The 26,287-nt window shown below is 61.4% G+C and carries 22 protein-coding genes; 13 read left to right on the plus strand and 9 right to left on the minus strand.

The features are described 5' to 3' along the window. Window positions 1-17 precede the first annotated feature (17 nt). Window positions 18-1,970, plus strand: a complete 1,953-nt coding sequence (acs, locus tag SPHINGO391_RS23170) for an acetate--CoA ligase (RefSeq protein ID WP_152011060.1) — start codon at window positions 18-20, stop codon at window positions 1,968-1,970. A gap of 435 nt (window positions 1,971-2,405) precedes the next feature. On the opposite strand, the gene SPHINGO391_RS23175 is transcribed toward acs, so the two are convergent. Then, entirely contained in the window at window positions 2,406-2,876 is a 471-nt protein-coding gene (locus SPHINGO391_RS23175) for a thermonuclease family protein (protein WP_152011061.1), read from the minus strand. A 47-nt stretch (window positions 2,877-2,923) separates the two neighbouring features. Further along, window positions 2,924-3,184 carry a DUF1674 domain-containing protein gene (locus tag SPHINGO391_RS23180; RefSeq protein ID WP_152011062.1) on the minus strand — a complete coding sequence of 87 codons (261 nt, stop codon included), beginning with the start codon at window positions 3,182-3,184 and terminating at the stop codon, window positions 2,924-2,926. Window positions 3,185-3,332: 148 nt separating this feature from the next. Here SPHINGO391_RS23180 and htpX point away from each other — a divergent pair, with 148 nt between their 5' ends. The 4 genes from htpX to purH all read left to right on the plus strand — a co-directional run bounded on the left by htpX (window position 3,333) and on the right by purH (window position 9,367). After that, a complete protein-coding gene (gene htpX / locus SPHINGO391_RS23185; protein WP_152011063.1) occupies window positions 3,333-4,292 on the plus strand; it encodes a zinc metalloprotease HtpX in 960 nt (319 codons plus the stop codon). Between the two features lie 68 nt (window positions 4,293-4,360). After that, complete coding sequence (locus SPHINGO391_RS23190) at window positions 4,361-5,674, plus strand: RsmB/NOP family class I SAM-dependent RNA methyltransferase (RefSeq protein ID WP_244615484.1); 1,314 nt, start codon at window positions 4,361-4,363, stop codon at window positions 5,672-5,674. Between the two features lie 242 nt (window positions 5,675-5,916). Then, window positions 5,917-7,620 carry a heparinase II/III family protein gene (locus SPHINGO391_RS23195; RefSeq protein WP_152011065.1) on the plus strand — a complete coding sequence of 568 codons (1,704 nt, stop codon included), beginning with the start codon at window positions 5,917-5,919 and terminating at the stop codon, window positions 7,618-7,620. A gap of 133 nt (window positions 7,621-7,753) precedes the next feature. Beyond that, on the plus strand, window positions 7,754-9,367 hold the full coding sequence (gene purH / locus SPHINGO391_RS23200) for a bifunctional phosphoribosylaminoimidazolecarboxamide formyltransferase/IMP cyclohydrolase (protein WP_152011066.1): 1,614 nt from the start codon (window positions 7,754-7,756) through the stop codon (window positions 9,365-9,367). 227 nt (window positions 9,368-9,594) lie between these two features. On the opposite strand, the gene SPHINGO391_RS23205 is transcribed toward purH, so the two are convergent. Both SPHINGO391_RS23205 and SPHINGO391_RS23210 read right to left on the minus strand, forming a co-directional pair. Continuing rightward, window positions 9,595-10,989, minus strand: coding sequence for an MFS transporter (locus tag SPHINGO391_RS23205; RefSeq protein ID WP_152011067.1), 1,395 nt, complete (start codon window positions 10,987-10,989; stop codon window positions 9,595-9,597). A gap of 32 nt (window positions 10,990-11,021) precedes the next feature. Next, window positions 11,022-15,698 carry an NAD-glutamate dehydrogenase gene (locus tag SPHINGO391_RS23210; RefSeq protein ID WP_244615486.1) on the minus strand — a complete coding sequence of 1,559 codons (4,677 nt, stop codon included), beginning with the start codon at window positions 15,696-15,698 and terminating at the stop codon, window positions 11,022-11,024. A 214-nt stretch (window positions 15,699-15,912) separates the two neighbouring features. Between SPHINGO391_RS23210 and SPHINGO391_RS23215 the strand changes: the two genes are divergently transcribed. The 6 genes from SPHINGO391_RS23215 (at window position 15,913) to SPHINGO391_RS23240 (ending at window position 19,761) form a co-directional block, all read left to right on the plus strand. Continuing rightward, on the plus strand, window positions 15,913-16,488 hold the full coding sequence (locus SPHINGO391_RS23215; RefSeq protein ID WP_152011069.1) for a peroxidase-related enzyme: 576 nt from the start codon (window positions 15,913-15,915) through the stop codon (window positions 16,486-16,488). A gap of 107 nt (window positions 16,489-16,595) precedes the next feature. Continuing rightward, window positions 16,596-16,838 (plus strand): hypothetical protein, encoded by a 243-nt coding sequence (locus tag SPHINGO391_RS23220; RefSeq protein ID WP_152011070.1) that lies wholly within the window; start codon window positions 16,596-16,598, stop codon window positions 16,836-16,838. Continuing rightward, window positions 16,835-17,728 (plus strand): pyridoxal kinase PdxY, encoded by an 894-nt coding sequence (pdxY, locus tag SPHINGO391_RS23225; RefSeq protein WP_152011071.1) that lies wholly within the window; start codon window positions 16,835-16,837, stop codon window positions 17,726-17,728. Before SPHINGO391_RS23220 ends, pdxY begins: the two co-directional genes overlap by 4 nt. Next, entirely contained in the window at window positions 17,725-18,471 is a 747-nt protein-coding gene (locus SPHINGO391_RS23230) for a DUF429 domain-containing protein (RefSeq protein ID WP_152011072.1), read from the plus strand. The genes pdxY and SPHINGO391_RS23230 overlap by 4 nt, the downstream gene beginning before the upstream one ends. 144 nt (window positions 18,472-18,615) lie before the next feature. Next, on the plus strand, window positions 18,616-19,266 hold the full coding sequence (locus tag SPHINGO391_RS23235) for a carbonic anhydrase (RefSeq protein ID WP_152011073.1): 651 nt from the start codon (window positions 18,616-18,618) through the stop codon (window positions 19,264-19,266). Between the two features lie 72 nt (window positions 19,267-19,338). Next, window positions 19,339-19,761 (plus strand): nuclear transport factor 2 family protein, encoded by a 423-nt coding sequence (locus tag SPHINGO391_RS23240; protein ID WP_152011074.1) that lies wholly within the window; start codon window positions 19,339-19,341, stop codon window positions 19,759-19,761. A gap of 3 nt (window positions 19,762-19,764) precedes the next feature. Here SPHINGO391_RS23240 and SPHINGO391_RS23245 read toward each other — a convergent pair whose 3' ends face one another. The 4 genes from SPHINGO391_RS23245 to SPHINGO391_RS23260 all read right to left on the minus strand — a co-directional run bounded on the left by SPHINGO391_RS23245 (window position 19,765) and on the right by SPHINGO391_RS23260 (window position 23,440). Continuing rightward, a complete protein-coding gene (locus SPHINGO391_RS23245; RefSeq protein ID WP_152011706.1) occupies window positions 19,765-20,565 on the minus strand; it encodes a lytic murein transglycosylase in 801 nt (266 codons plus the stop codon). A 164-nt stretch (window positions 20,566-20,729) separates the two neighbouring features. Next, window positions 20,730-21,761, minus strand: coding sequence for an aspartate-semialdehyde dehydrogenase (locus tag SPHINGO391_RS23250; protein WP_152011075.1), 1,032 nt, complete (start codon window positions 21,759-21,761; stop codon window positions 20,730-20,732). Between the two features lie 206 nt (window positions 21,762-21,967). Beyond that, window positions 21,968-22,465 (minus strand): ClbS/DfsB family four-helix bundle protein, encoded by a 498-nt coding sequence (locus tag SPHINGO391_RS23255; protein WP_152011076.1) that lies wholly within the window; start codon window positions 22,463-22,465, stop codon window positions 21,968-21,970. A 120-nt stretch (window positions 22,466-22,585) separates the two neighbouring features. Beyond that, window positions 22,586-23,440 (minus strand): PhzF family phenazine biosynthesis protein, encoded by an 855-nt coding sequence (locus tag SPHINGO391_RS23260; RefSeq protein WP_152011077.1) that lies wholly within the window; start codon window positions 23,438-23,440, stop codon window positions 22,586-22,588. Window positions 23,441-23,579: 139 nt separating this feature from the next. On the opposite strand from SPHINGO391_RS23260, the gene SPHINGO391_RS23265 reads away from it, so the two are divergent. Next, window positions 23,580-24,014, plus strand: coding sequence for an Lrp/AsnC family transcriptional regulator (locus SPHINGO391_RS23265; RefSeq protein WP_152011707.1), 435 nt, complete (start codon window positions 23,580-23,582; stop codon window positions 24,012-24,014). Window positions 24,015-24,087: 73 nt separating this feature from the next. On the opposite strand, the gene leuB is transcribed toward SPHINGO391_RS23265, so the two are convergent. Continuing rightward, a complete protein-coding gene (gene leuB / locus SPHINGO391_RS23270; protein WP_152011078.1) occupies window positions 24,088-25,191 on the minus strand; it encodes a 3-isopropylmalate dehydrogenase in 1,104 nt (367 codons plus the stop codon). Between the two features lie 129 nt (window positions 25,192-25,320). On the opposite strand from leuB, the gene SPHINGO391_RS23275 reads away from it, so the two are divergent. Further along, window positions 25,321-26,283: a M23 family metallopeptidase gene (locus SPHINGO391_RS23275; protein WP_152011079.1), complete on the plus strand. Its 963-nt coding sequence runs from the start codon at window positions 25,321-25,323 to the stop codon at window positions 26,281-26,283. The last annotated feature ends 4 nt before the right edge of the window (window positions 26,284-26,287 follow it).

The raw sequence follows: 26,287 nt of genomic DNA on the forward strand, positions 1-26,287 counted from the left end.
TAAGTGAGGAGGGTCCCATGTCGCAAAAAACCTACAACATCCTGAAAGACGCGAAATCACGGGCGTTGATCGATGATGAAACATACCAGAAATGGTACAAGCAGAGCATCAAGGATCCGGAGAAGTTCTGGGGTAAGCACGGCAAGCGGATCGACTGGTTCAAACCCTACACCAAGGTCAAGAACACCAGCTTTACCGGCAAGGTGGCGATCAAGTGGTTCGAAGACGGCCTGACCAATGTCTCCTACAACTGCATCGACCGGCACCTGGACAAACGCGGCGATCAGGTGGCGATCATCTGGGAGGGTGACAACCCCTACGACGACAAGAAGATTACCTATCGTGAGCTCTACGACCAGGTCTGCCGGCTCGCCAATGTGATGAAATCGAATGGTGTGAAGAAGGGTGACCGGGTCACGATCTACATGCCGATGATTCCCGAGGCGGCCTATGCGATGCTGGCCTGTACCCGGATCGGGGCCATCCATTCCATCGTGTTTGGCGGATTTTCGCCTGATGCGCTCGCCGGCCGGATCGTTGACTGCGAATCAACCTTTGTGATCACGGCCGACGAAGGACTGCGCGGCGGCAAGAAGGTTCCGCTCAAGCACAATACGGACCTCGCCATCGAGATCGCTCAGCGCAATGACGTGACGGTCAAGAACGTGCTGGTGGTTCAGCGGACCGCCGGCAAGGTCGAATGGTTTGCCGACCGGGACATCTGGTATCACGAGGCGGTTGCGGCGGCGAAGCCGGATTGCAAGCCGGCAAAGATGAAGGCGGAGGATCCGCTGTTCATCCTCTACACCTCCGGATCGACCGGCAAGCCCAAGGGCGTGCTGCACACCACCGGCGGCTACCTGGTCTATGCCTCGATGACCCACGAATATGTCTTCGATTACCACGAGGGCGATATCTACTGGTGCACGGCCGATGTCGGCTGGGTGACCGGGCACTCCTATATCGTCTACGGGCCGCTGGCCAATGGTGCGACCACGCTGATGTTCGAGGGTGTTCCGAACTATCCGTCGCCGAGCCGTTTCTGGGATGTGGTCGACAAGCACCAGGTCAACATCTTCTACACGGCGCCGACGGCGATCCGGGCACTGATGGGCGCGGGCGACGACCATGTGACGAAGACCTCGCGCAAGTCGCTCCGGACGCTCGGGTCGGTCGGCGAGCCGATCAACCCGGAAGCCTGGGAATGGTACTACAATGTCGTCGGCGGTAAGAAATGCCCGATCGTCGACACCTGGTGGCAGACCGAGACCGGCGGCATCCTGATCACGCCGCTGCCCGGCGCCACCAAGCTCAAGCCCGGGTCGGCGACACGGCCGTTCTTTGGCGTGCAGCCTCAGCTGGTCGACAATGACGGGGATGTGCTCGCAGGCACCACCGAGGGCAATCTGTGCATCACCGATTCCTGGCCGGGGCAGATGCGCACCGTTTATGGCGATCATGAGCGCTTCATCCAGACCTATTTCTCCACCTACAAGGGGAAATACTTCACCGGTGACGGCTGCCGCCGTGACGAGGACGGCTATTACTGGATTACCGGTCGCGTCGATGACGTGATCAATGTCTCGGGCCACCGCATGGGGACCGCCGAGGTCGAGAGCGCGCTGGTCTCGCATGATGCGGTTTCGGAGGCTGCGGTCGTCGGCTATCCGCACGACGTCAAGGGTCAGGGCATCTATTGCTACATCACGCTGATGGAAGGACAGGAAGGCGACGATGCGCTGCGCAAGGCGCTGGTTGCCCATGTCCGGCACGAAATCGGGCCGATTGCCTCGCCTGACAAGATCCAGTTCTCGCCGGGCCTGCCAAAGACCCGGTCGGGCAAGATCATGCGCCGGATCCTGCGCAAGATCGCCGAGGACGAGTTTTCAGCACTTGGCGATACCTCGACCCTGGCCGATCCGGGTGTCGTCGATGACCTGATCGCAAACCGGCAGAACAAGAAGAGCTGATCACTATCCCGGACGGCCTGTTTCCGGGCTGACGTGCTGATCAACCAGACCCGCTCCGGATGCGCCGGGGCGGGTTCTTTGCTGCTTTCTCAATGTCTCAAGGCTGTCCCGATCCGGAATGGGCGCGTTCTTGCCGGGTGCAATTAATTTGACCGGGGTGCTTGGCAAGCAGCGTTGTTTGCCCCACATTGTCAGTGTCTTTAACAATTGAAAGGAGGTGATCCGATGTCGAGTGATTCCCAAAAGCCGGTTCGTACGATTCGGATTGCCGGACTTCGGAGCAGCCTCTGAAGAGCCGGTGATACTGGCAAGTCCTGATCCATCGGTGATGTGATCGGGCAGGCGTCCGACCGGCGCTGGAATTCACGAAGGCCACCCCTTGCGGGTGGCCTTTTTGATATGTGCGGGATTTGGCCTGGTCAGGCGGGTTCAGACCTATCCGGCACATTGCGGCTTGTGGCGTTTGCCACCGTCGTAGGGGCGGGCGAGCCCGCTTGCCAGCATGGCCGCCGCGACGTCGCGGGTTCCCGCCTTCATGTCGGCCAGCACCCTGCCGTAATATTTGCCGCCGGAAACATTGATCAGCTCAACTGTCGGAAAGTCTCTCACCAGGCGTTCGAGCTCATTGCGTGCCAATCGGGCGGCGGCACGCTGGTCAGCGCATTGTGAACGGCGTTCGGGGGTGTCGATGCCACGCAAGCGCACCGAGACGCGCACCGAGTGACCTGGCCAGGGATGGGCTTCGACCTCGAGCGTGTCACCATCGATGATTCTGACGATCCTTGCGGCAACCGGTCCGGCAACGCTGCGCCATTGGCCATCGGCGGCACTGGTCAGCGTGACCGGGTTGCACAGCAAAGCTGTGACCAGCGCAAGCAGACATCTGAAGGGCGAATCGGGTTTCATGATACAGGAATATATTCCTGTATCGCGACGGGATCAACGGCGCGGGGTCAGAAATCGATGGCGCGGCCGTTGATCTCCCAGTCGCCGAACCGTGCCGGGTCAGCCCCGCCGCGCCCACCGATTTCCCTTTCGGTTTCGGCCTTCTGGCTGTCGAGCGCCTTGCGACGGGCTTCTGCTTCGGCCAGGGCGCGCCGGGCTGCCGGGCTGAGTGGCCGCTTTTCTGCCGGTCCTGAAGTTTCCTGCACGTCTCCGTCTTCCCGTGTTCCCGCGGGTTGCGGTGTGTTGCCGTCGTGCTGGTCATTGTTCATGGTCGGGTCACCCGGTCTGGCAGTTTATTGAAGAACATCTTGCAAGATCCCATATCTAGCCTCACAAGCGACGAAATCAAAACCCCTGTGCCGAACACCCGTGCCGGCACCGGCAAAGGATGGCAGGTCGCCGGAAAGGAAAATGCCGATGAACCTTGTTCGCACAGCCATGCTGATTGCCTTGATGACCGCGCTGTTCATGGGCGTAGGCTATCTCATCGGCGGCACCGGCGGCATGATGATTGCTTTCCTTGTTGCCGCCGTGATGAACCTGTTTTCCTACTGGAATTCGGACAAGATGGTGCTGCGCATGCATCATGCCGTGGAGGTGGATGCAAGCACAGCGCCCGAATTCTACCGGATCGTCGCCGATCTGGCGCAGAATGCCGGGCTGCCGATGCCCAAGGTTTACGTGATCCACAACCAGCAGCCCAATGCCTTCGCCACCGGCCGCAATCCTGAAAATGCAGCAGTCGCGGCCTCCGTCGGCTTGCTCGAAAGCCTGAGCGACGAGGAAGTTGCCGCGGTTATGGCGCATGAACTCGCGCATGTGGAACACCGTGATACGCTGATCATGACAATCACCGCGACACTGGCCGGTGCGATTTCGATGCTGGGCAATTTCGCGCTCTTTTTCGGTGGCAACCGCAACAACAACAATCCGCTCGGATTCATCGGCATTCTGGTGGCCATGATCGTTGCACCCTTTGCCGCAATGCTGGTGCAGATGATGATCAGCCGCACCCGCGAATATGCCGCCGACCGGCGCGGCGCGGAAATCTGCGGCAATCCGCTGTGGCTTGCCTCGGCACTGCGCAAGATCGCGCTCGGCGCCGGCCGCGTTGTTAACGAGGATGCTGAACGCAACCCGGCGACCGCGCACATGTTCATTATCAACCCGCTCAATGGTCAACGCATGGACAGTCTCTTCTCCACCCACCCGGCAACGGAAAACCGCATCGCCGCGCTGGAAGCGATGGCCGGGGAGATGGCGCCGCCGCCTGCGCGCCGCTCCCGGGATCAGATCGAGCGGCCAGCGACCACGTCGGTGCCTAAGACCGGACCATGGGGCCGTGACGGCTCGTCCCGCAAGGGGCCGTGGTCTTGACCGGCGCCCGGCCGGAGGGACAGCGCAAGAGACCTCACAAGAGCCGGGGCCGGCCTGATCCGTCCAATCTGAAGCCCGGCCTTGCCGCCCGTCAGGCGGCATCCCGGCTGCTGTCTGCGGTGACGGAAAGCCGCGCTTCGCTGGACGGCCTTCTGGATCCAGCGGGCGGCAATCCGGCCTTCACCGGGCTTGGCGATCAGGACCGGCTGCTGGTGCGGGCCATTCTTCTGTCGGCCCTGCGGCATCTGCAGGTCATCGATGCGTTCATCGACAGGCTGGTCGACAACCCGTTGCCTGAGGGTGCGAAGGCGCTCCGGCAGGTTCTGCGGGTTGGTGCAGCGCAAATTCTCTATCTTGATGTGCCTGATCGAGCCGCCGTCGACCTAGCGGTCACCCAGGCCGATTCGGATCCGCGCAATCGCCGCTTTGCCGGCCTGGTCAATGCATTGTTGCGCCGGATGGCGCGGGAAAAGGACGTGTTGCTGCTGGAGATTACCGCGTTGACACCGGACTTCCCGGACTGGTTCGAAAGCCGGCTTCGCTCTGCCTACGCGGATGATGCCGATGCAATTCTCGCAATCCTCTCGGAACCACCGGCGATCGACCTGACGGTGAAATCCGATGCTGACGGCTGGGCAGCCCGACTTGGCGGCGTGGTGCTGCCCACTGGTTCGGTGCGAATCGGCCGTCCGGAGGGACCGGTTTCGGGTCTCGAGGGGTTCGAGGATGGTGCCTGGTGGGTGCAGGATGCCGCGGCCAGCATTCCGGCCCAGCTGTTTTCCAGGCTTGTGGGCCTCGATATCGTGGATCTGTGCGCAGCACCCGGTGGCAAGACCGCCCAGCTGGCGCTCGCAGGAGCACGGGTGACGGCGTGCGACCAGTCGCAAACCCGGCTCGAGCGGTTGCGGGGCAACCTGGCCCGGCTCGGGTTTGACGTCACCACTCAACTGACCCGGGCCCAGGATCTGGTGGCACCCGAAGGGTTTGACGGTGTTTTGCTCGATGCGCCCTGCTCATCGACGGGAACGGTGCGGCGGCATCCGGACATTCCCTACACCAAGGGTGCGGAAGACATCATGCGCCTTGCCCGGGTGCAGCGTGACCTGCTCGACCATGCGTCCGGGCTGGTGCGTCCCGGAGGGGAGCTGGTGTTCTCCAACTGCTCGCTCGATCCGGAAGAAGGCGAAGAGATGGTGGCGGGTTTTCTGACCGACCATCCGGCATGGAGCATCCGCCCGGTCGATGCGGCCCGCTGGCCGGGGCTGGAAACTGCGGTCACCGCCAAAGGCGAAATCAGGACACATCCGGCGATGCTGGGCAATGACGACCCGAGGCTTGCAGGGTTGGATGGCTTCTATGCCGTGGTGCTGGTGAGGTCCTGACCCTTCAGGAATGGACCGGTTGCCGCTTGAAAACATTGACAACTGCCTCACAAGTTCACATTACAGCGTCGTACATCCAATTGGATGGGCGGCGCTGTAACCCTTTGAAGTAATGCATAGACGTTATCGCTCAATGGAATCCAAATGAGCGCGACATGCATTAGCGACAGTTGAACAATCAAGCGACTGTGTTACGATTCTGGTCCGGTGGAGGGCCGGGACCCGGTTTCAGGAATTCCCGATTGGCATTTTCTATTCTCGATTCGCAACGCTCAGGGCGACTGTACGGGACCGAAATCTGGCGACGGTTTGCGCGGCGCATTGCGCTCGGCCGGGTAAATGCGTTGCGCTTTACCGGTGGCACCCCGGACCGGCTGGTGGTGGCGCCGATCGACTTGCGCATCGCCGATCCCCATATTGCCGAAGAAATCTATTCGGGCCGCTTTGCCATGGGCGGAAGCCTGATCGACACCGATGGTGGCAGCCCGTTCCAGGTGGAGGGGGCGAGCGAGGCCTTCATGCGCAGCCTGCACGGTTTCGGCTGGCTCAGGCATATGCGTGCAGCCGATCACGATCTGGCCTGCGCCAATGCACGGGCGCTGGTCGATGACTGGATCGCGGTGGAAGGGCGTGCGCTTGGCGGGCATGCCTATGAGCCGGAAGTGCTTTCGAACCGGCTGATCGCCTGGTTTTCGCACTCGCCGATCGTGCTGCGTGGCGCCGATCACGGTTTCTACCGGCGCTTTCTCAAGAGCATCGCGTTGCAGGCCCGGTATCTGAAGCATGTGGCCAGGGCAATGCCGGGAGATGCGACCCGGTTCAAGGCGCGGATTGCACTGGCGATGGCAAGCCTTTGCCTGCCCTCGAGTTCCGGCGCGGTTCGGGCTGCATCCCGCAACCTCGACAGCGAAATCAATGCACAGATCCTGCCCGATGGCGGACACGTGTCGCGCAATCCGATGGTGCTGATCGAGCTGCTGACGCATCTGCTGCCGCTCAAGCAGACCTATATCAATCTCGGCCAGAAGCCACCGCGCAACATGGCGGCGGGCATGGACCGGATGTTTTCGGCCCTGCGTTTCTTCCGCCATTCCAACGGTGAACTGGTGCTGTTCAATGGCTCTTCGGCGGTTTCCGCGGACCGGCTTCTCGGTGTGCTGCGTTACGATGAAACCTCGGGTTCTGCATTCCGCGAAATGCCGCATTCGCAGTATCAGAGGCTGTCAGCCGGGAATGCCGTGCTGATTGCCGATACCGGACCACCGCCAAAGGGGATTTTGTCGAACCAGACCCATGCGGGATGCCTCTCGTTCGAACTGTCTTCGGGGGCGAACTGTTTCATCGTCAATGCCGGTGCCCCGGTGGTGCCGCATACGCAATATGCCGATTTTGCCCGGATGACCGCTGCCCACTCCACCGTGACGCTGGATGACAGGTCGTCGCTCAAGTTCTCGCATTCCTCCTTCCTCGGACCGATCGTCACCGGCGGCGTGCGCGGAGTGACTGTCCGCTCACTCGACGAGGAGGGTATCCATCAGGGCTTCGATGCGGTCCACGACGGCTATGCAGGTTCGTTGAAGCTTTTACATCGCCGCAAGATCCGCATGCTGTCGTCAGGTCACGAGGTGCAGGGCCGCGACCAGGTGATCCGGCCCGATGAAAGCGAGCCACGACCGGATGACCGGACCCCGGCGGTGGCGCGGTTTCATGTCCATCCGACGATATCGGTGTCCCAGGACGAGGATGGCGTGGTTCATCTCACTGCCGGTGATGGTGAATCCTGGGCTTTCGTCGCGCGGGATCTGGTCCCGAAGATCGAGGAAGACGTCCATTTTGCCGACCTGGCCGGGGCCCGAACCAGCAAACAGATCACGCTTGAATTCGTGGTTGGCGAACGCTCCCAGATCGACTGGAAGCTGATCCGCACCAATCTGCCGCGCGCATAGCCGGCGGCCCGGTCACCTCGCCGGGCCGGGATTGCTCCACAGATAAGCCCAATTGCGTGTTTTATCGGCCTTCGGCCTGTGTTAACGCATCCTCGCCGCCGGGCTGACGCGGCTGTTTTCGAGGGATTTCCATATGGCTGTCGTATCCAAGAACCATCCTGTGCCGGATCTGGTGCCGGTCCGCCGCGCGCTGCTGTCGGTTTCCGACAAGACCGGCCTGGTGGAGTTTGCCCGTGATCTTGTGGCTCTCGGTGTCGAGCTGGTTTCCACCGGAGGTACCCGGGCAGCGCTCGAAGCGGCCGGGCTTGTGGTCCGTGATGTGTCCGACCTGACCGGATTTCCCGAGATCATGGATGGGCGGGTCAAGACGCTGCATCCCGGCGTTCACGGCGGCCTGCTCTCCATCCGTGCCGACGAGGAGCACCGTTCGGCGATGCAGGCGCACAAGATTGCGGAGATCGACCTCGCGGTGGTCAATCTCTATCCGTTCGAGCAGACGGTGGCCGGTGGCGCCGATTCGGCCACGATCGTCGAGAACATCGACATCGGCGGCCCGGCGATGATCCGTGCTTCGGCCAAGAACCATGCCTATGTGACGGCAGTCACCGATCCGGGCGATTACGGGCGCGTGCTCGAAGCGCTGCGCAGCAATGACGGATCGGTTCCTTTGGCGCTCCGGCGCGAGCTCGCGGCGCTGGCCTTTGCCCGGACAGCGGCCTACGACGCGGCGGTTTCGGGATGGTTTGCCACCGAACTCGCGCTCGAGGCGCCGCGCCACCGCGCCTTTGGCGGCCGGCTGCTTGACGTCATGCGCTACGGTGAGAACCCGCACCAGGCGGCTGCGTTCTATTCCAATGGTGAGCAGCGCCCCGGGGTGGCGACCGCGACACTTCTGCAGGGCAAGCAGCTGTCCTACAACAATATCAATGATACCGATGCCGCGTTCGAACTGGTCAGCGAGTTTGACCGTGACCGCGCCGCCTGCGCGATCATCAAGCATGCAAATCCGTGCGGCGTGGCCGTGGGCGACAGCCTGGTCGAAGCCTATCGCCGGGCGCTGGAATGCGACCAGACCTCGGCGTTCGGCGGCATCATCGCGCTCAACCGCACGCTCGACGCCGAGACAGCGACGGAGATCGTCAAGCTGTTCACCGAGGTGATCATTGCTCCGGACGCCAGCGAGGAAGCAAAGGACATCCTGTCGGCGAAGAAGAACCTGCGCCTGATGGTCACCGGGGAACTGGCGGACCCGCGCCAGCCCGGGCTGACGGTCAAGACGGTCGCCGGCGGTCTGCTGGTGCAGGGGCGCGACAACGGCATCGTGCTGCCGGAAGATTTCAAGGTGGTAACCAGGCGGGCGCCGGATGCGCGGGAACTCGCCGATCTGGGCTTTGCCTTCCGGGTTGCCAAGCACGTCAAGTCCAACGCCATCGTCTACGCGCTCAACGGTGCCACCGTCGGTATCGGCGCCGGACAAATGAGCCGCGTCGATTCTGCGCGGATCGCGGCGCGCAAGGCCGTCGATGCGGCGGAAGTGCTCGGCCTGGAAGCGCCGCTGACCAAGGGCCGCGTCGTTGCCTCCGATGCCTTCTTCCCGTTTGCCGACGGGCTGCTGTCGGCGATCGAGGCGGGCGCCACGGCGGTGGTGCAGCCGGGTGGCTCGATGCGGGACCAGGACGTGATCGATGCGGCGGACGAGGCCGGAATCGCCATGGTGTTTACCGGCATGCGTCATTTCCGTCATTGAGGGCGGATGCCTGCATGTTTTTTGAGCCATGATGCAATGAATCCGCAAGCCGTTAAGGGCCTGGTATGATCTAGGGGTCTACCAGCAAGCCGCGCCTGGCTGACAGTGACAGAAAAAGCCCGCCGCCAGTGCGTGATCCATGCGGGTTGTCTTTCCATACTCGGAGTATGCGAACTCCATACCCCAGGTACGGAGAATGCTCGGGGGCGCCAAGTGTCTGTATTTCTTCAGGCTTTGCGATCCGGCTGGTCGGCTGGATAGGGCGTGGTCCAGAGAATGACCAGTCCAACTGCGAAGAAGAGAGTGATGGTGGCCATGCCCAGACGCGCCGATCCGCTCAGAGCCGTGACCGTGGCAACCAGGAAAGGTGCCAGGAAACTGGTGGCGCGCCCGGCCAGTGCATAGATACCAAAGTAACGTCCAGCCTCGTCTTCGGTGACACTCCGCGCCATGTAGGCGCGCGAGGAGGCCTGAACCGGGCCGAAGGCTATGCCGATCAGCAAACCAAACATGATGTAGGCTTTTTCGGCAGCCGTTCCGAACAATCCGCCAGTGTCGGCATCGCCGAGGGGCAGTCCTCCGAACAGGGTGAAGCCCGGTCCGGTAGAAACGATGCCGACCGTGGCGATCAGCAACAGCAGTATGGCTATCAGAACAACCAGCTTGGAGCCAAGCTGCGTGTCGAGGCGGCTCGCATAGAGGCAAGAGAAAATCGCCACCACGTTGAGCATGATGCCGTAGACGCCGATTTCGGTGATCGACCAGCCGAACATCGCGGCGGCAAAACCGCCTCCCAGGGCAAGCAACGCATTGACGCCGTCCTGGTAGATCATGCGGGCGATCAGAAAGCGGAAGATGCCGGCGCGCTGCCGGACTTCGCCAAGCGTCGAACGCAATTCGGCCAGGCCGTCACGGACCGCACCCTTGAGAGCCCGGCGGCCACCGGCATCCGGCGTGAACAGGAACATCGGCAGGATGAAGACGGCGTACCAGAGTGCGGAGATCGGGCCCGAGGCACGGGCATCCTCGCCCTGGACCGGATCGAGGCCAAACAGCGGATCGATGCCGATCAGGGTCTTGCCGGTTTCAGGCGATGCGGCCAGGAAGGCGATGATGAAGATCAGCACGATCATGCCGCCAAGATACCCCAGGCCCCAGGCGAGATTGGATACGCGTCCGATCTGTGCTTTGGGAACCAGGCGCAACAGCATCGAATCGTTGAACACGATTGAAAACTCGGCTGCCACCGCGGCCAGCGTGAAGGCAACCACAACGGCGACGACGCTCGAACCCGGTGCGGCAAACCAGAGGCTGCAGAGGGCTAGGATCTTGAGGATCGCAAAGGATGCTATCCAGGGTTTGCGCGGTCCGGTCTGATCGGCAATGGAACCGAGGATAGGCGAAAACAGGGCGATCAGCAGACCGCCGGCAGCAATGCCGTAGCCCCAGGCGGCCTGGCCGGTTGCCGGGTCACTCGCCATGCGGCTGATGAAGTAGGGGCCGAAGATGAAGGTGGTGACGACGGTGAAGAACGGCTGCGCCGCCCAGTCAAACAGCATCCAGCCCCATACGCTGCGGCGCTGGACGACAGGCGCAGATGGCAATCCGGTTACGTCAGTCATGTCTGCTGCCCTCTAGAGGTGCGGTTGTTCGGTCATGTCCGCAAGGATCGAGCCAGATCGCTCAGCATGCCGGCGGCGACGGTGAGTTTTGCAACGGACAACTCGCCGCTGTCGGTCAGCGACAGGATCTGTCCGCGGACATGCGCAATTCGATCCTTGTTGGTCTTGAGCCACTCCTCGGCGGGGCTCGCAGCCTTCGTGTTGCTGTCGAGCGCCGCGCCGGCGATGATCCGGCGGGCCTCCGAGATCTCGTCGAGGCTGCGCGCCAGCGCCAGTCCCTCGAAGTGGTCGGTGACCGGGATCCGGTCGACGGCAGCGACGATCCTTCCCAGGCGGAAGGCTTCGGTGACGGCAAAGAAGGCCTGCGTCGCCCGGCCCAGATCGGTCTTTGAATGGGCCGCGACGTGGCAGATATCAGGCGCCAGAGTCAAACCACCGAGGCCCGCAATATGTGTCGCCAGATCGGCGGGAACCGCCTGTGCGATCAGTTCATCACGGGCTTCCTCGGCTTCCTGGCGCATGAAATCGGGCATGGCAGAGGCAAGCTTCCCGTCAAGTTTGGCCAGGCTTTCCTGCATAGACTTGACGGCGATGGCAAGATCGCCTTGCGCCGCACCGGTCTTGAGCGCCCAGCCGGTGACGCTCTTGAGCGTGTCACTGATGCGGGCGTAGAGCTGGTTTTGCACCGCGCCCGGTACCCTGGTGTCGAGATCATCGACCTCGGCATAGAGCCGGTTGAGCGAAAGCCCGTCACGCGCCAGCACAAAGGCCTTGACGATTTCACCGGCCGTGGCGCCGGACTTGTCGCCCATGCCGATGACGAAGGCTGGCCCGCCGCGGTTGATCGCATCATTGCCCAGCAGGGTCGAGATGATCTCGCGCCTGAGCCGGTGGCTGGCAATATCGGCTGAATGCGGCTTCTGCATCTTCCTGGGGAAATAAGATCGCAGTGCCGAATCGAAATAGGGGTCGTCCGGCAGGCCGCTGGCGACGATCTCGTCGAACAGCACCAGCTTGGCGTAGGAGAGCAGGACCCCGATTTCGGGCCGGGTCAGGGCACGACCGGCCGCCACGCGCTCGGCCACGGCCACATCGTCGGGCAGGTACTCCACCTTGCGATTGAGCAACCCTCGGGTCTCGAGATTGCCCATCACCCGGTTGAGTTCGCCGACACCGGACACGCCTTCGGCCTCTGCGACGGAGATCGCAAGGGTCTGCAGATAGTTGTTGCGCAGCACCAGCTCGGCGACTTCATCGGTCATGGCCGCCAGAAGCGTGTTGCGCTTGGGCCGGGTCAGGCGGTTCTCGCGCATGGCATTGGCCAGGGCGATCTTGATGTTGACCTCGACGTCGGAGGAATTGACTCCCGCGGAATTGTCGATCGCATCCGAATTGCAGCGGCCGCCATTGAGCGCATAGGCAATCCGGCCCTTCTGGGTGACGCCGAGATTGGCGCCCTCGCCGATCACCTTGGCGCGGACCTGGCGGGCGTGGATGCGGATGGCGTCGTTGGCGCGGTCACCGACATCGGCATCGTTCTCGCCGGCGTCCTTGATGTAGGTGCCGATGCCGCCGAACCACAGAAGATCGGTCTCCATCGACAGGATCGCGGTCATGATGTCCTGCGGCGTTGCCTTGCCCGGCTGCAACCCGATGATGGCGGCGGCCTCCGATGTCAGCTCGACCGATTTCAGCGTACGCGGGATGATCATGCCACCCTTGGAGAGCTTGGACTTGTCGTAGTCCTGCCAGCTCGACCGGCCAAGATCGAACAGACGGCTTCGCTCGGCAAAGCCGATGGCGCAGTCGGGTTCCGGATCGATGAAGATGTCGCGGTGATCGAAGGCAGCCAGGAGCCTGATCTGGGTCGACAGCAGCATGCCGTTGCCAAACACGTCGCCGGACATGTCGCCGACGCCGGCGGCGGTGAACGGCGTGGTCTGGATGTCGATGTTCATTTCGCGGAAATGCCGTTTGACCGCTTCCCATGCGCCGCGGGCGGTAATGCCCATCTTCTTGTGGTCATAGCCGGCCGATCCGCCGGACGCGAAGGCGTCATCGAGCCAGAAATCCTGTTCCTGGCTGAGCGCATTGGCGGTGTCTGAGAAGGTCGCGGTGCCCTTGTCGGCGGCGACCACGAAATAGGGATCGTCGGCGTCATGACGAACGGTATCGGTGGGCGGCACAATGGCGTCGCCGACGATGTTGTCGGTCACCGACAGCAGGGTACGGATGAAGAGCTTGTAGGCGTCGCGGCCGGCTTCGAAAATTGCGTCGCGGCCGCCTTCGGCGGGTAGTTTCTTGGGATAGAAGCCGCCCTTGGCACCAACCGGCACGATGACGGCGTTCTTGACCTGCTGCGCCTTGACCAGGCCGAGCACTTCGGTGCGGTAGTCCTGGGCCCTGTCCGACCAGCGCAGCCCGCCGCGGGCAACGGGGCCGAAGCGCAGGTGAACGCCCTCGACTTCCGAACCATAGACGAAGATCTCCCGGAACGGTCGCGGCTCGGGAAGCCCCTCGAGCTTCTTCGGATCGAGCTTGAAGGCGAGCGCCGGACGCGGCGCACCGTCGGCACCGGTCTGGAAGTAATTGGTTCTGAGCGAGGATTCGATGGCGTTGACGTAGCGCCGAAGGATGCGGTCATCGTCGAGGCTCGGCACTTCGGCAAGGGCGGCCTCGATGGCTTCCGTCACGCTGGAACTCTGTTCAGTACGCTTTGCCTCCTTCAAGCCGGTATCGAACCGGATCCGGAACAATTCGAACAATTTCGCGGCGATGTCGGAATGGCGGTTGAGGCTCAGCGCGATGTATTCCTGCGAATAGGCGATGCCTGCTTGGCGCAGATACCGGGCAAAAGCGCGCAGCACCGTTGCCTCGCGAACACTCAGACCGGCATTTGTGACCAGCCGGTTGTAGCTGTCATTGTCGGTCTCTCCGCGCCAGACCGACAGGAAGGCTTCCTCCAGCCTTGCGCCGTCGAGATCGAGATCGATGCCGCGCTTGTCCTCGTGGATGATTTCCATGTCATGCAGAACCACCGTGCTCGACACACCGGCCCGCTCGTCAAGAAAGATCTCGTGGGTCTGCTCGCTGATCACCTTGAATCCGAGATTTTCAAGGAGCGGTACCCGGCGCGAAAGGGCCACCGGCTCACCGGCATGAAAGATCTTCAGTGCCAGATGGTCATCCGACATGCCCTGGCCGCGGTAGAAGGAAATCTGAAGAGCGCCGGTGTCCTTGCAGGCGATGATGTTGTCGAGGTCCTCGAGCGCCTCTTCGGGCCGGAACCGTTCCTTGTAGGACTGGCTGACATTGATGCGTTCGGAAAGGGCGCCGCCGATGGCACGGAACTGGTCCTCCCAGCGGGTGACGATCGACCGGACATCGCGCTCGAGCTGATCCTGCGGGATTTGCGGTGTCTTTCCCTCGGAGCGGCCGATGATGAAATGCACCCGGGCCACACCGCCTTCGGGAAAGGCCGGGTAGTAAGCCGACACACGACCATTGTAGACCGTCTTGAAATAGTCGCCGATGCGTTCGCGCGCGATCGAATCATACTGGTCGCGGGGAACATAGACGATGAGCGAGACAAAGCGGTCGAAACGGTCGATCCGCGGCAGGACCCTGACGCGCGGGCGATCGGACAATTCGTTGATCTGCATGCAGAACCGGGCCAACAGATGGGCATCGATCTGGAACAGGTCATCGCGCGGATAGGCTTCCAGGGTGTTGAGCAGAAGTTTGCCGGAGTGGCTTTCCGGATCGAAGCCGAATTCGGAAACGACCGATTGCACCTTCGAGCGCAGCATCGGGATCTTGGTGACCGACCTCGTATAGGCCGTAGACGTGAAAAGTCCGACGATCCGCAGTTCTCCGATCACCTTGCCCTTCGAATTGAAGCGCTTGATGCCGATGTAATCCATATAGGCGCGACGGTGGATCACCGAGCGGACATTGGCCTTGGTGACGATCAGGAAATCCGGTCCCTGCAGGAAATCGAGGATCTCCGGCGTGGTGGTGACCTGATCCTTGCCGAGCCGTAAAACCAGAACATCCGGGTCCGACAGGATGCCGAGGCCCTCGTTGGAGGCGCGGCTCAGTTCGGCCGATTTTCCCTCGCCCTCGTAGACATATTCACGCATGCCCAGAAAGGTGAAATTGTTGTCGCGCAGCCAGGTGATGAAGGCCAGTGCCTCCTGGCGGGCCGGTTCGGTTTTCTTGTCGACGTCAAGTGCGACGAGATCGGCGGCGCTGTGGTCGATCATCGCCAGCATGGATTTCCAGTCGCCTACCGCAGCCTGAACCTGATCAAGCACATGGCGAACGCGGGCGGTCAGGTCTTCCGCCGCCGCTTCGCTGAGCCTTGGCAAGTGGATCTGGATGTGGCTGACCCTCTGGGAAGCATCACTGCCATCGCCATGGGAGAACAGCGTCGCCGGTTTCTTGCCGTCAACAACGAGAATCGGATGCAGCGCCATAAGGATGTCGCGGATGTCCGAGGTAACCTCGCCCATGACCGAATCATAGAGGAAAGGCTTGTTCAGGGTGGTGATCGCCAGGATCGAGACATCACGGTCGTCCCTGGTGGCGCCATCTGCATTGACGAGGCTCAGCCGGGAGGTCTTGCCATTCCATGCGCGGACTTCCGATTCCGCCAGGATCGCCGCCGCAGCAAGGCTTTTGGCCGGGAAAAGGTCCAGATCGTCCATGCTGACGCTGGAAAAGAGCACGTCGGGATTGATGTGCGGTTTCTTGGCTTTGGAGGCGATTGCCGCCGTTTCCGCAAGAAGTGTTTCCGACTTGCGGGTGTTCCTGACCCCCATTCCATTCCCTCCAAGACTTGATCTTTGGTCGAATCCTAGCAGAAGTGTGTGTCAAAGCGACACGATTTCGTGACCAAAGGCAGATATTGGAGGAATTAGGATGAAAACACCGCAAGAAGCCGCGACTGCGCTGGATCTGCAACAGGAAACACCATTGAGCGCGGACATGACCGCATATTTCGCCAAATGCCAGGACAAGCTCGGCATGGTGCCCAACGTGCTGAAGGCCTATGCATTCAACAATGAGAAGCTCGAGGCGTTCGTTGCCTTCTACAATGACCTGATGCTGGCCGGATCCAGCCTGAGCAAGCTCGAGCGGGAATTGATCGCCGTCGCGGTCTCCTCGGTCAACAAGTGCTACTACTGCCTGACGGCGCACGGGGCCGCGGTGCGGCAACTTTCCGGAGATCCGGTTCTGGGCGAGCAGATGGTGATGAATTACCGGGTGGCGGATCTTGAACCGAAGCAGCGTGCGATGCTTGATTTCGCCACCCTGATCACCGAGGATCCGGCGCGGATCGTCGAGGCAGACAGGCAAAAGCTTCGCGAGGCCGGTTTTACCGACCGCGACATCTGGGATATTTCGGCTGTGGCGTCATTCTTCAACATGACCAACCGGATGGCGTCCGCTACCGACATGCGGCCAAATCCGGAGTATCATGGACTCGCCCGCTGAACCGGCGAAGCCAGTACCGGAAGCCGGGTCGAGTTTGTTCGGAGAAGCCTTCAAGACGGGGCTGAGTGGCACAGTTCAGGTGAGCGAAACGGCCGGGAGATCATGAAATGAAAGACGATGAAACAGTCCGTCAGGCAAAACGCACGCTGGAGCGGATTGGCGAAGAGGGCGGTTTGTCGGCGACCCCGGTGATGAAATCGGCGGCCAACAACGTGCGGGATCATTTCACCGCCAAGGACGCCGAGGGAGGCGACAAGGTCGAGGTCTGGGGAACACGAATCGCCCGCGGGCTGGCCCTTGTCGCGTTTGTCGGGCTGGTGTTCTGGATGGTTAGCCAGGTGACTTCATGAGTGCGGACAGCCAGCGCAATCCCGATATTCATCCTTCAGTCATCGTGATTTCGAGCCACGTGGTTCGTGGCTCGGTCGGCAACCGTGCCGCGGTTTTCGCGCTGGAGACGTTGGGCTTTCCGGTCTGGGCGCTCCCTACTATCGTTCTGCCGTGGCATCCGGGTCATTCCCGGGCGACAAGGATTGTTCCGCCGGGTGCCGATTTTTCCGCTCTTATCGATGATCTGTGCAGCTCACCCTGGCTCGGTGAGGTCGGGGGCGTGCTCAGCGGGTATCTTGGAGATGCGGGGCAGGCGGCGGACGTGGCGCGCCTGGTCGGTGCCGTGCGCCGGGCAAATCCCGATGCACTCTACATGTGTGATCCGGTCATCGGCGATACCGGCGGTCTCTACGTGCCCGAAGCGGTTGCCACGGCGATTGCATCTGAGCTTGTTCCGATCGCCGATATCGCCACGCCGAACGTGCATGAGCTTGCCTGGTTGTCCGGCGCGCCGATCGGTGATTCGGCATCTATGACGGCGGCGGCGGAAACATTGGGGCCTGCCCGGGTGCTGGTCACCTCTGCGCTGGCAATGATGGCGGGCAGCACGGGCAACCTCTTGGTCAGCGGTGGCCAATCTGTGATGGCCGAACACCGCCTCATCCCCAATGCGCCCAACGGGCTGGGAGATCTGATGTCGGCAACTTTCCTGGCTCGGCTCCTGGAAGGGGTGGCGGAGGAGAAAGCCCTGCAGATGGCGACTGGTTCGGTGTTTGAAATTCTCGCCAGGACCGCACGGCGTGGCGCCGACGAGCTGACGCTGGAAACCGATGCCCAGAGCCTCAGGACCCCGATGGCGATGGTCAACATGCGCAGGGTTATTTCGATGGCGGGCCGCAAGAAGCCGTGAGCGTAAATTCGCAGTCCGAAACCGTGCTTGTCGGCGTTGATGGATGCAAGGCGGGCTGGATTGCCGTGATCCTGAGGCCCGGCGAAACACGGCCGCAGGTGCATATCCATGAGCGCTTTTCCGACCTCGTCAGTGAAGCAGGGCCGTCGGCCATAATCGCTGTGGACATGCCTATCGGCCTGCCCGACAGGATCCAAGGTCCAGGCCGCGGTCCGGAACAGGCAATCCGGCCTTTTCTGGGGGCGCGCCAATCGAGCGTGTTCTCGATTCCGGCGCGTGCGGCGGTGGAGGCAAAAACCTATGGCGATGCTTGCGCACTGGCGATGCAAAACTCCGATCCGGCGAAGAAGGTTTCCAAGCAGGCATTCTATCTCTTCGGCAAGATCAGGGAGATCGACCGGCTGCTGCAGGCGGATTCCGGCTTGCGCGATCGCGTCATCGAATGTCATCCGGAGTTTGCCTTTTGCCGGCTCAACAACATGGCGCCGATGACGACGCCGAAAAAGATCCGTGGCTCGGTCAATCCTGACGGGATTGCCGAACGGGTCGACCTGCTTGCATCCCACGGCATTGACCGCGGTATCTTTGCGGCGGGTCCGCCGCGTGGTGCAGCCATGGACGATCTCGTCGATGCGAGCGTCAATCTCGTGATGGCCGGCAGACATGCCACGGGGCTCACGAGCCGGTTTCCCGCCGACCCGAAACGGGACCGGTACGGAATCCTGATCGCAATTCACGGCTGATCCGCAAGCCGGTCTGCCGGTTGTCTCCCAACCCAAATCGCCAGCCTGAACCCGATCGACAGAGCTGGATTGCGGTACCGATCAGTTGCTGGTTGCTCAAATGGTTGATTGATCTTCGCCGTCCGCCCGTTTATGTGCGAAGGCATGTCGTCATTTCCGGTCCGCCTGCTTGAAGGCTATCAGACATTCATGAGCGGTCGCTATTCGGCCGAGCGCCAGCGCTATCGCGATCTTGCCGAGACCGGTCAGGAGCCGCACACGCTGGTAATCGCCTGTTGCGATTCCCGCGCGGCGCCTGAAACCATCTTCGACTGCGGTCCCGGCGAACTGTTCGTGGTGCGCAATGTGGCCAATCTGGTGCCGCCCTACGCACCGGACAGCAATTATCACGCCACCTCCGCGGCGCTCGAATTTGCCGTACAGTCACTCAAGATCCGCCAGATCGTGGTGATGGGACATGGCCGTTGCGGCGGCATCAAGGCCGCACTCGATCCCAATGCGGCACCGCTCTCGCCCGGGGACTTCATCGGACAATGGATGGGGCTGCTCAAGCCGGCAGCCCAGCAGATCCAGGACAGCCAGTTGCTGACGAGCGGCGAACGACAGGTGGCGCTGGAGCGGATCTCCATCCGCAATTCGATCGCGAACCTGCGCTCCTTCCCCTGCGTGAAGATTCTCGAAGACCGGGGCAAGATGGCGATCAATGGTGCCTGGTTCGATATTTCAAGCGGCGAACTCTGGGTTATGGATCCCAGGACCGGCGATTTCTTCAGGCCTGAACCCGCCTTGGCTTGACATTGAGGGCCTCAGTCCGGTTCCATGAGCTCTTGAGCGTTGAACAACGCGCCCGGACTTTGGGAGCCTGCGATGATTGCGGCACGATCTTTGATATTATTGCTGGTGCTCGGACTGCTGCTGCCGGTTTCTTCGGCGGTGGCGCAAAACTCTCTGCTTGATCGCTGGTATACGGCGTTGTTCGACGTCAACCGCCTCGCCATTGCCGATCTTCTGGCCGATGACGCTGTCATCTCGCTTGAAGACCTCGGCGTGACCCAGACGAAAGCCGAATTCATCGAGGCGCTTGATGAGTGGGAAGAGGCGGTGGAGAACGCAAATCTGGCCTGGCAGCTCGAAGAGGGTGCTGAGGCCAGCGCCACCACGGCCTCGGTGCTGGTGTGCTACCAGTTTCCCGAAAACGAGATGATGATCCGTGAAGTCTTCGGGTTTCGCGGCACCAAGATTGTCAGCAGCGTGCAGACCACGGTCGGCGAAAGCTGTGAAAACTTCTAGGCTTCAGCCACCATCGATTTCGGCGCCGATGCTGGCGATGGCTTTCTGGTACACACCTGCCGCATTCCAGCCCTGGATGGCGCGGAAATTCGGTTCCCCCGGCTGGTAACCTGCGCCTGCGCGCCAGCCATGGCCGCGCAGAAAATTTGCGGTCGAGGCAAGGGCGTCCGCGGGAGTTCCCAGATTGATGCCGCCGCTGCCGTCGCCATTGACGCCAAAACGGATGACGTTGGCCGGCAGAAACTGGGTCTGGCCGATTTCGCCATGAGCGGCGCCCTTGAAATCAGGGGAAATCCAGCCTTTCTGGATCAGTTGCAACTGGGCATAGAGCTGCTCGGTGAAAAAGGCCGAGCGGCGGCAGTCATAGGCCAGGGTGGCGACGGCCGACATGGTGTGCTGATTGCCGGTGAAGCGGCCAAACCCGGATTCCATCCCCCAGATCGCGATCAACGGCCCTGCAGGAACGCCGTATTTCCTCTCGATCGCGGAGAACAGCCTCGAATACTGCTGCTTGAGTTTCTTGCCCCTGGAAACGATGGTGGGCGCGCCGCGTTTTTGCATGAACTGCTCGAATGACAGCTTGAAGCTTCGCTGGTTGCGGTCGAGCGAGATCGTCTTGGTGGCGTAGCGGACATTCTTGAAGGCGCTGTTGAGAGTTCGATCGGAAATCCCGGCCCGGGCGGCTTCCTTCTTGAACTGTTCGATCCAGGCAGGGAATCCGGCGGAGGTGTTGCCGCATGTTGCAGCTTGCGCGGGCCCGCTGAGGCCGGCCGTGATGATGAACGCGATACCCCAGGCCTTCATTTTGTGAAACTTGTCGTCCATGCGTTGTAACCCCTGCCCACGTGAAACCGGTCTGGTGCGGACTTTGCCAGCGATTCGGGGAAAAGTCACGGGCTGTCGACCAACCAAAAACCCCGCGATTGTTGCGCAATCGCGGGGTTCGGGGTCTGATGCGGTGCTGTGGATCAGGCTGCTGCGCGCGGATTGATCAGGCGGCGATTGATCAGCAGCTCGGCGATCTGGATGGTATTGAGTGCGGCGCCCTTGCGAAGGTTGTCCGACACCACCCACATGTTCAGGCCGTTCTCCACGGTCGCGTCCTCGCGGATGCGGGAGATGAAGGTCGCATCTTCACCGGCGCATTCGTAAGGCGTGATGTAGCCGCCGTCCTCATGCTTGTCGATGACCTGGCAGCCGGGCGCATCGCGAAGGATGTTGCGGGCTTCTTCGGCGCTGATCTCGTTCTCGAACTCGATATTGACCGATTCCGAATGACCGATGAAGACGGGGACCCGCACGGCGGTGCAGGTAACCTTGATCTTCGGATCAAGCATCTTCTTGGTTTCGGCCAGCACCTTCCACTCTTCCTTGGTGTAGCCGTCTTCCATGAAGTCGTCGATGTGCGGGATCACGTTGAAGGCGATGCGCTTGGTGAACTTCTGGCTGGTGATCGGGTCGGCGACGAAGACAGCGCGGGTCTGATTGAACAGCTCGTCCATGCCATCCTTGCCGGCGCCGGAGACCGATTGGTAGGTCGACACCACCAGGCGCTTGATCTTCGCATGGTCATGCAGCGGCTTCAGTGCGACGACAAGCTGCGCGGTCGAGCAGTTCGGATTGGCGATGATGTTGCGCTTGGTGTAGCCGGATATTGCGTCCGGGTTCACTTCCGGCACGATCAGCGGCACATCGGCGTCGTAGCGCCAGGCCGAGGAGTTGTCGATGACGACGCAGCCCTGCGCACCGATCTTCGGCGACCATTTCTTGCTGACGGAGCCGCCAGCCGACATCAGGCAGAGATCGGTGTCGGAGAAGTCATAGGTCTCGAGATTCTTGACCTTCAGGGTCTTGTCGCCAAACGAGACCTCGGTGCCGACCGAACGGCTCGAGGCAAGGGCCACGACTTCGCTGACAGGGAAGGCGCGCTCTGCAAGAATGTTGAGCATTTCGCGGCCGACATTGCCCGTCGCCCCGGCGATTGCGATTTTGAAACCCATGGTTCCCGTGCTCCTCTCTCCCCTTGTTAGCGGTCAAGCGCCACTCTTCCCGCCCCGGGGAGAGTGAGGGGCGGAACGGGTCAGATCGTGGTTTTGGTTTTGATCGTGGTGCGCATGGTGGCGGTGTTTTGATGCAAGTGCGGTGAAATGTCAATTCCATCGCATAACCGGGATTGCCAAGAGAACAGTACGGCAAATCCTGGGGGTCAAAGTGCCCGTAGCTTCAGGATCTGCCTGATGTATTTCGCGGCTGACCGGTAGTGGCTGGGCCCAGCGGCTTCTGCCCAGCGTCCGGGAGTCCAGTCGTTGTTGGCTCCCTGCATCGGGCCGCCATACAAATCTGCATCATCATGCCCGGTGATGAAGCCAACAAGCCGTGCATGATTGGCAGACAGAAGCTCCCTGGCCTCATCCCAGCTCAACCCCGCCTGCGCTCCGCGCAGGGCCGCATTGTAGGCTTTCAACTGGTTCCATTTGTAGCCGGGAGCAGGAAAGGACACTTGCCTGCCTGCCTGACCGTCCTCATACCAGCCGAGGAACAGATCGATCCAATGGGCGCGATGACCGATAACATCCTTGATCGAGGTGTCGTCATCGTCCTTCATGGCTGCCTGTTCACCGGAGAGGTCTGCAATCAATGCCTCAAGCTTGCGATACTCCTTCAGGCTTGTTGCCAGGAGTTCGTCTCTTGTTGCGGCCGCCATTGGTCATCTCCTCAAGCACCTGCTGAACGATCTAGCGTCTCCGGTTTCATTCCAGCGTCACGCCGACATTGCCTTGACCGATATCAATACCTGTCCGATCCTGCCGCTCGACGCCCTGTTTCATGCTGTCGCGAGGTCTGCGGCCATATTACGGGTCGCGCCGGATATCCGGATCGAGCTCCCCGGTTCATCGCTGAACTCTGCCTCGATCACGGATTTCGCGCCCATGTCTTCTCCCTGAATGATCCGGATGCGGTTCTGATGCGGCCATCCGAGATCACGCAGGTAGCCTGCAAAGGCGGCCGCAGCGGCGCCGGTGGCCGGATCCTCAAGCACCCCACCCGAAGCGAAAGCGTTGCGGACATCGAAGTCCGTGTTGCTGCGGATGTGGACCAGCATGATGGTCACAAGGCCGTGTTCGCGCATCAATGCACGGCCGGCATCGAGATCATAGCTCATGGCGGAGAGATCCGTGCGATCTGTCAGCGCAAGCACGAGATGATCGGCACCGCCGTGGATTTTCGCGGGTGGCATGGCCGGATCGAGTTGGTCTCGGGCAAGACCAAACAAGACCAGAGCATGATGAACCAGATCCCCGGGGGCCGCAGCACTGCGGGTGGGCGGGGACTGAAGCGCGGCCGTGTATCCATCTGCGGTGATGGTGGCTTCGACGGAAATGTCGGCGGTGTTCAGCTGCAAGGCAAAACGGCCTCCGCCTGCATGTTCGGCAAGCGCTGCTCCCAGCGCAATTGTCGCATGACCGCAGAATGGCACCTCCGATTCCGGGGAGAAATAGCGCACCCGCCAGCTGCCCGCCGCCCCGTTTGGAATGGCGAAGGCAGTCTCCGAGTAACCCACTTCGGCTGCAATGCGGCGCATTTCGGATTCTGAAGGGAATTGATCCGAAATCACTATCCCGGCGGGGTTTCCACCCTCGCCGGCATCGGAGAAGGCGGCAATTCGTTGCACGGTCATGGTGTCTTCCTTTGCGTTCAAGTGTGCGCTCGATTTCTGGCAGAATAGCGTGCGGATCTTGTACTGGCCTTGCACGTCACAAGGTAAAATGATTGGATTGCCTTCAAAAATTTGGTTGCACCGGAAAATAGCCTTCATGATGAAAATGGATGAGAAAGACCGGCTGATTGTCAGGCTGCTGCGTGAAGATGCCCGCATGCCGGTCAGCGAATTGTCGAAGAGGGTCGGGTTATCCGGTCCATCGACGGGCGACCGGATGCGTCGGCTGGAGGCGAACGGCATCATATCACGCTTTACCGTGGATCTCGATCTCGAGGCGCTGGGCTACCCGCTGCAGGCGATTGTCAGGATCAAGCCAAGGCCGGGAAACATGCATGTCGTCGAGGACATGATCATGAACGAGCCGGGTTTTGTCGATTGCGACAAGGTGACGGGCGATGATTGTTTCGTCACCCGGCTGGTGTTGCGCTCGATTGCGGATCTGGATCCGGTGCTGCTGCCGTTTCATGACCGGGCTGAGACCAATACCGCCATCATCAAGTCGTCACCGCTGCGCGGCCGCATCCCGGTCTGATGAGCCCATGAAAAACCCGGTCCGGCGTGATGCCTGACCGGGTTGAATAGAGCAGACCTTGCGGCCGGATCTATCAGCCGGCGTAGGCGGCCAGGATCGCGTCGCCCATTTCAGCGGTCGTGATCTTCTGGCAGCCATCGGACATGATGTCGCCGGTGCGCAGGCCCTTGTCGAGCACGGCGGCGATTGCGGCTTCGAGGCGATCGGCTTCGGCGACCATGTTGAAGGAATAGCGCAGGCACATGGCGAATGACGCGATCATGGCGATCGGGTTGGCGATGCCCTGACCGGCGATGTCGGGAGCCGAACCATGAACCGGCTCGTAAAGCGCCTTGCGCTTGCCTGTCTTGGCATCCGGTGCGCCGAGCGAAGCCGATGGCAGCATGCCGAGCGATCCGGTGAGCATGGCGGCGATGTCAGAGAGCATGTCGCCGAACAGGTTGTCGGTGACGATGACATCGAACTGCTTGGGCCAGCGCACCAGCTGCATGCCGCCGGCATCGGCCAGCATGTGGCTCAGCTTGACGTCTGAGAAGCGGGCCTTGTGGGTGGCGGTGACCACTTCGTTCCACAACACGCCGGATTTCATGACGTTGCGCTTTTCCATCGAGCAGACTTCGTTGCGGCGGGTGCGCGCAAGTTCGAAGGCGACGGCCGAGATCCGCTCGATCTCGTAGGTGTCATAGACCTGGGTGTCGATGCCGCGCTTCTGGCCGTTGCCGAGATCGATGATTTCCTTGGGCTCGCCGAAATAGACGCCGCCGGTCAGTTCACGAACGATGAGAATGTCGAGCCCTTCGATGACGTCCTGCTTCAGGGATGACGAATTCGCCAGCGCCGGATAGCAGATCGCCGGGCGCAGATTGGCGAACAGTTCCATGTCCTTGCGCAGGCGCAGCAGGCCTGCTTCCGGGCGCACTTCATAAGGAACGGCATCCCACTTCGGCCCGCCAACGGCGCCGAACAGTACTGCGTCCGCAGCCATGGCCTTGTCCATGTCGGCATCCGAGATTGCCTGACCATGCGCATCATAGGCCGTACCGCCGACCAGACCTTCATCAGTCGAGAAGCCTGCGGCCTCCTTGTCGTTCATGAAAGCGATGATCTTGCGGACTTCGGCCATGGCCTCCGGGCCGATGCCGTCACCTGGGAGAAGAAAGAGAGAGCGTGTTGCCATTTTGAAGTCCCCGCACCAAAATCGAAAAGATGAAGCGTCCTTAAACACCCTTCGGAGGGTTTTCAACTGCCTCGCCTTTCAAGCCGCCTTTTGAACCGGCTACGCCGGCCGGTTCAGGTTGTTATTGCCATGTTGGGATTGGTGCTGCCAGCTGTGGCGGAGCCGCAGTTCGGGCTGCCGCTCAACTGCCCGTCGGACTCGATCTGTCCGATTCAGCAATTTGTCGATGTCGATGCCGGTTCCGATGCACGGGACCCCTGGTGCGGGACACAGACCTATGACGGGCACAAGGGAACCGATTTCCGGGTGTTGTCGATGCAGGAGGTCAAGACGGGTGTCGAAGTCGTTGCGATGGCCGATGGCGTGGTCAAGGCCAGGCGGGACGGCATGGCCGACCGGCTGGTGTCGAGCGCCGAGGACCGGGAGGCGATCAGTTCCCGCGAGTGCGGTAATGGCCTTGTCGTCGATCATGGCAACGGCCTTGAAACCCAGTATTGTCATTTGCGGCAGGGTTCACTGAAGCCCGGGCCCGGAACGAGAGTGACCAAGGGCGAGGTGCTTGGCCTTCTGGGGGCTTCCGGAATGGCGGCCTTCCCCCATGTCCACGTCACGCTGCGCCGCAATGGCAAGGTGATCGACCCGTTTACCGGTCTTGGTATCGGCGATGCCTGTTCCGCCGAGGCTGCGGGTTCGGCCTCAGGTGGCTGGCTGGATGCGGAAGCGGCATCCGTGCTCGGCGAACCCGGGCTGCCCACGGTGCTGGCGGCCGGATTCTTCGACGGGCCGGTTGATGACGGGCAACTCGTGCGGACAGGTGTTCCGGCACCACCCGACAGAAGCGCTCAGGCGCTTGTGGGCTACATCTGGGTCATCAATCTTCGGAAGGGTGACAGGGTGTCATTGCGCATCGAGAGGGACGGCGAGATTTTCGCCCGGCAGACGACTGAACCGCTGGATCGTTCCAAGGCGGTCTACGTGGCCTATGCGGGCAAAAAGGGCGCTCCGGCGCCCGGGCACTACCGGCTTGAGGCCGGTGTTGTCCGGCAGGGAGAAACCATCCTCGTCAGAAATGCCGAGTTGCAGTTCAGGTAGCAGG

Origin of the sequence: Hoeflea sp. EC-HK425, from assembly GCF_902498795.1 — a bacterium.
Lineage (GTDB): Bacteria > Pseudomonadota > Alphaproteobacteria > Rhizobiales > Rhizobiaceae > Hoeflea > Hoeflea alexandrii.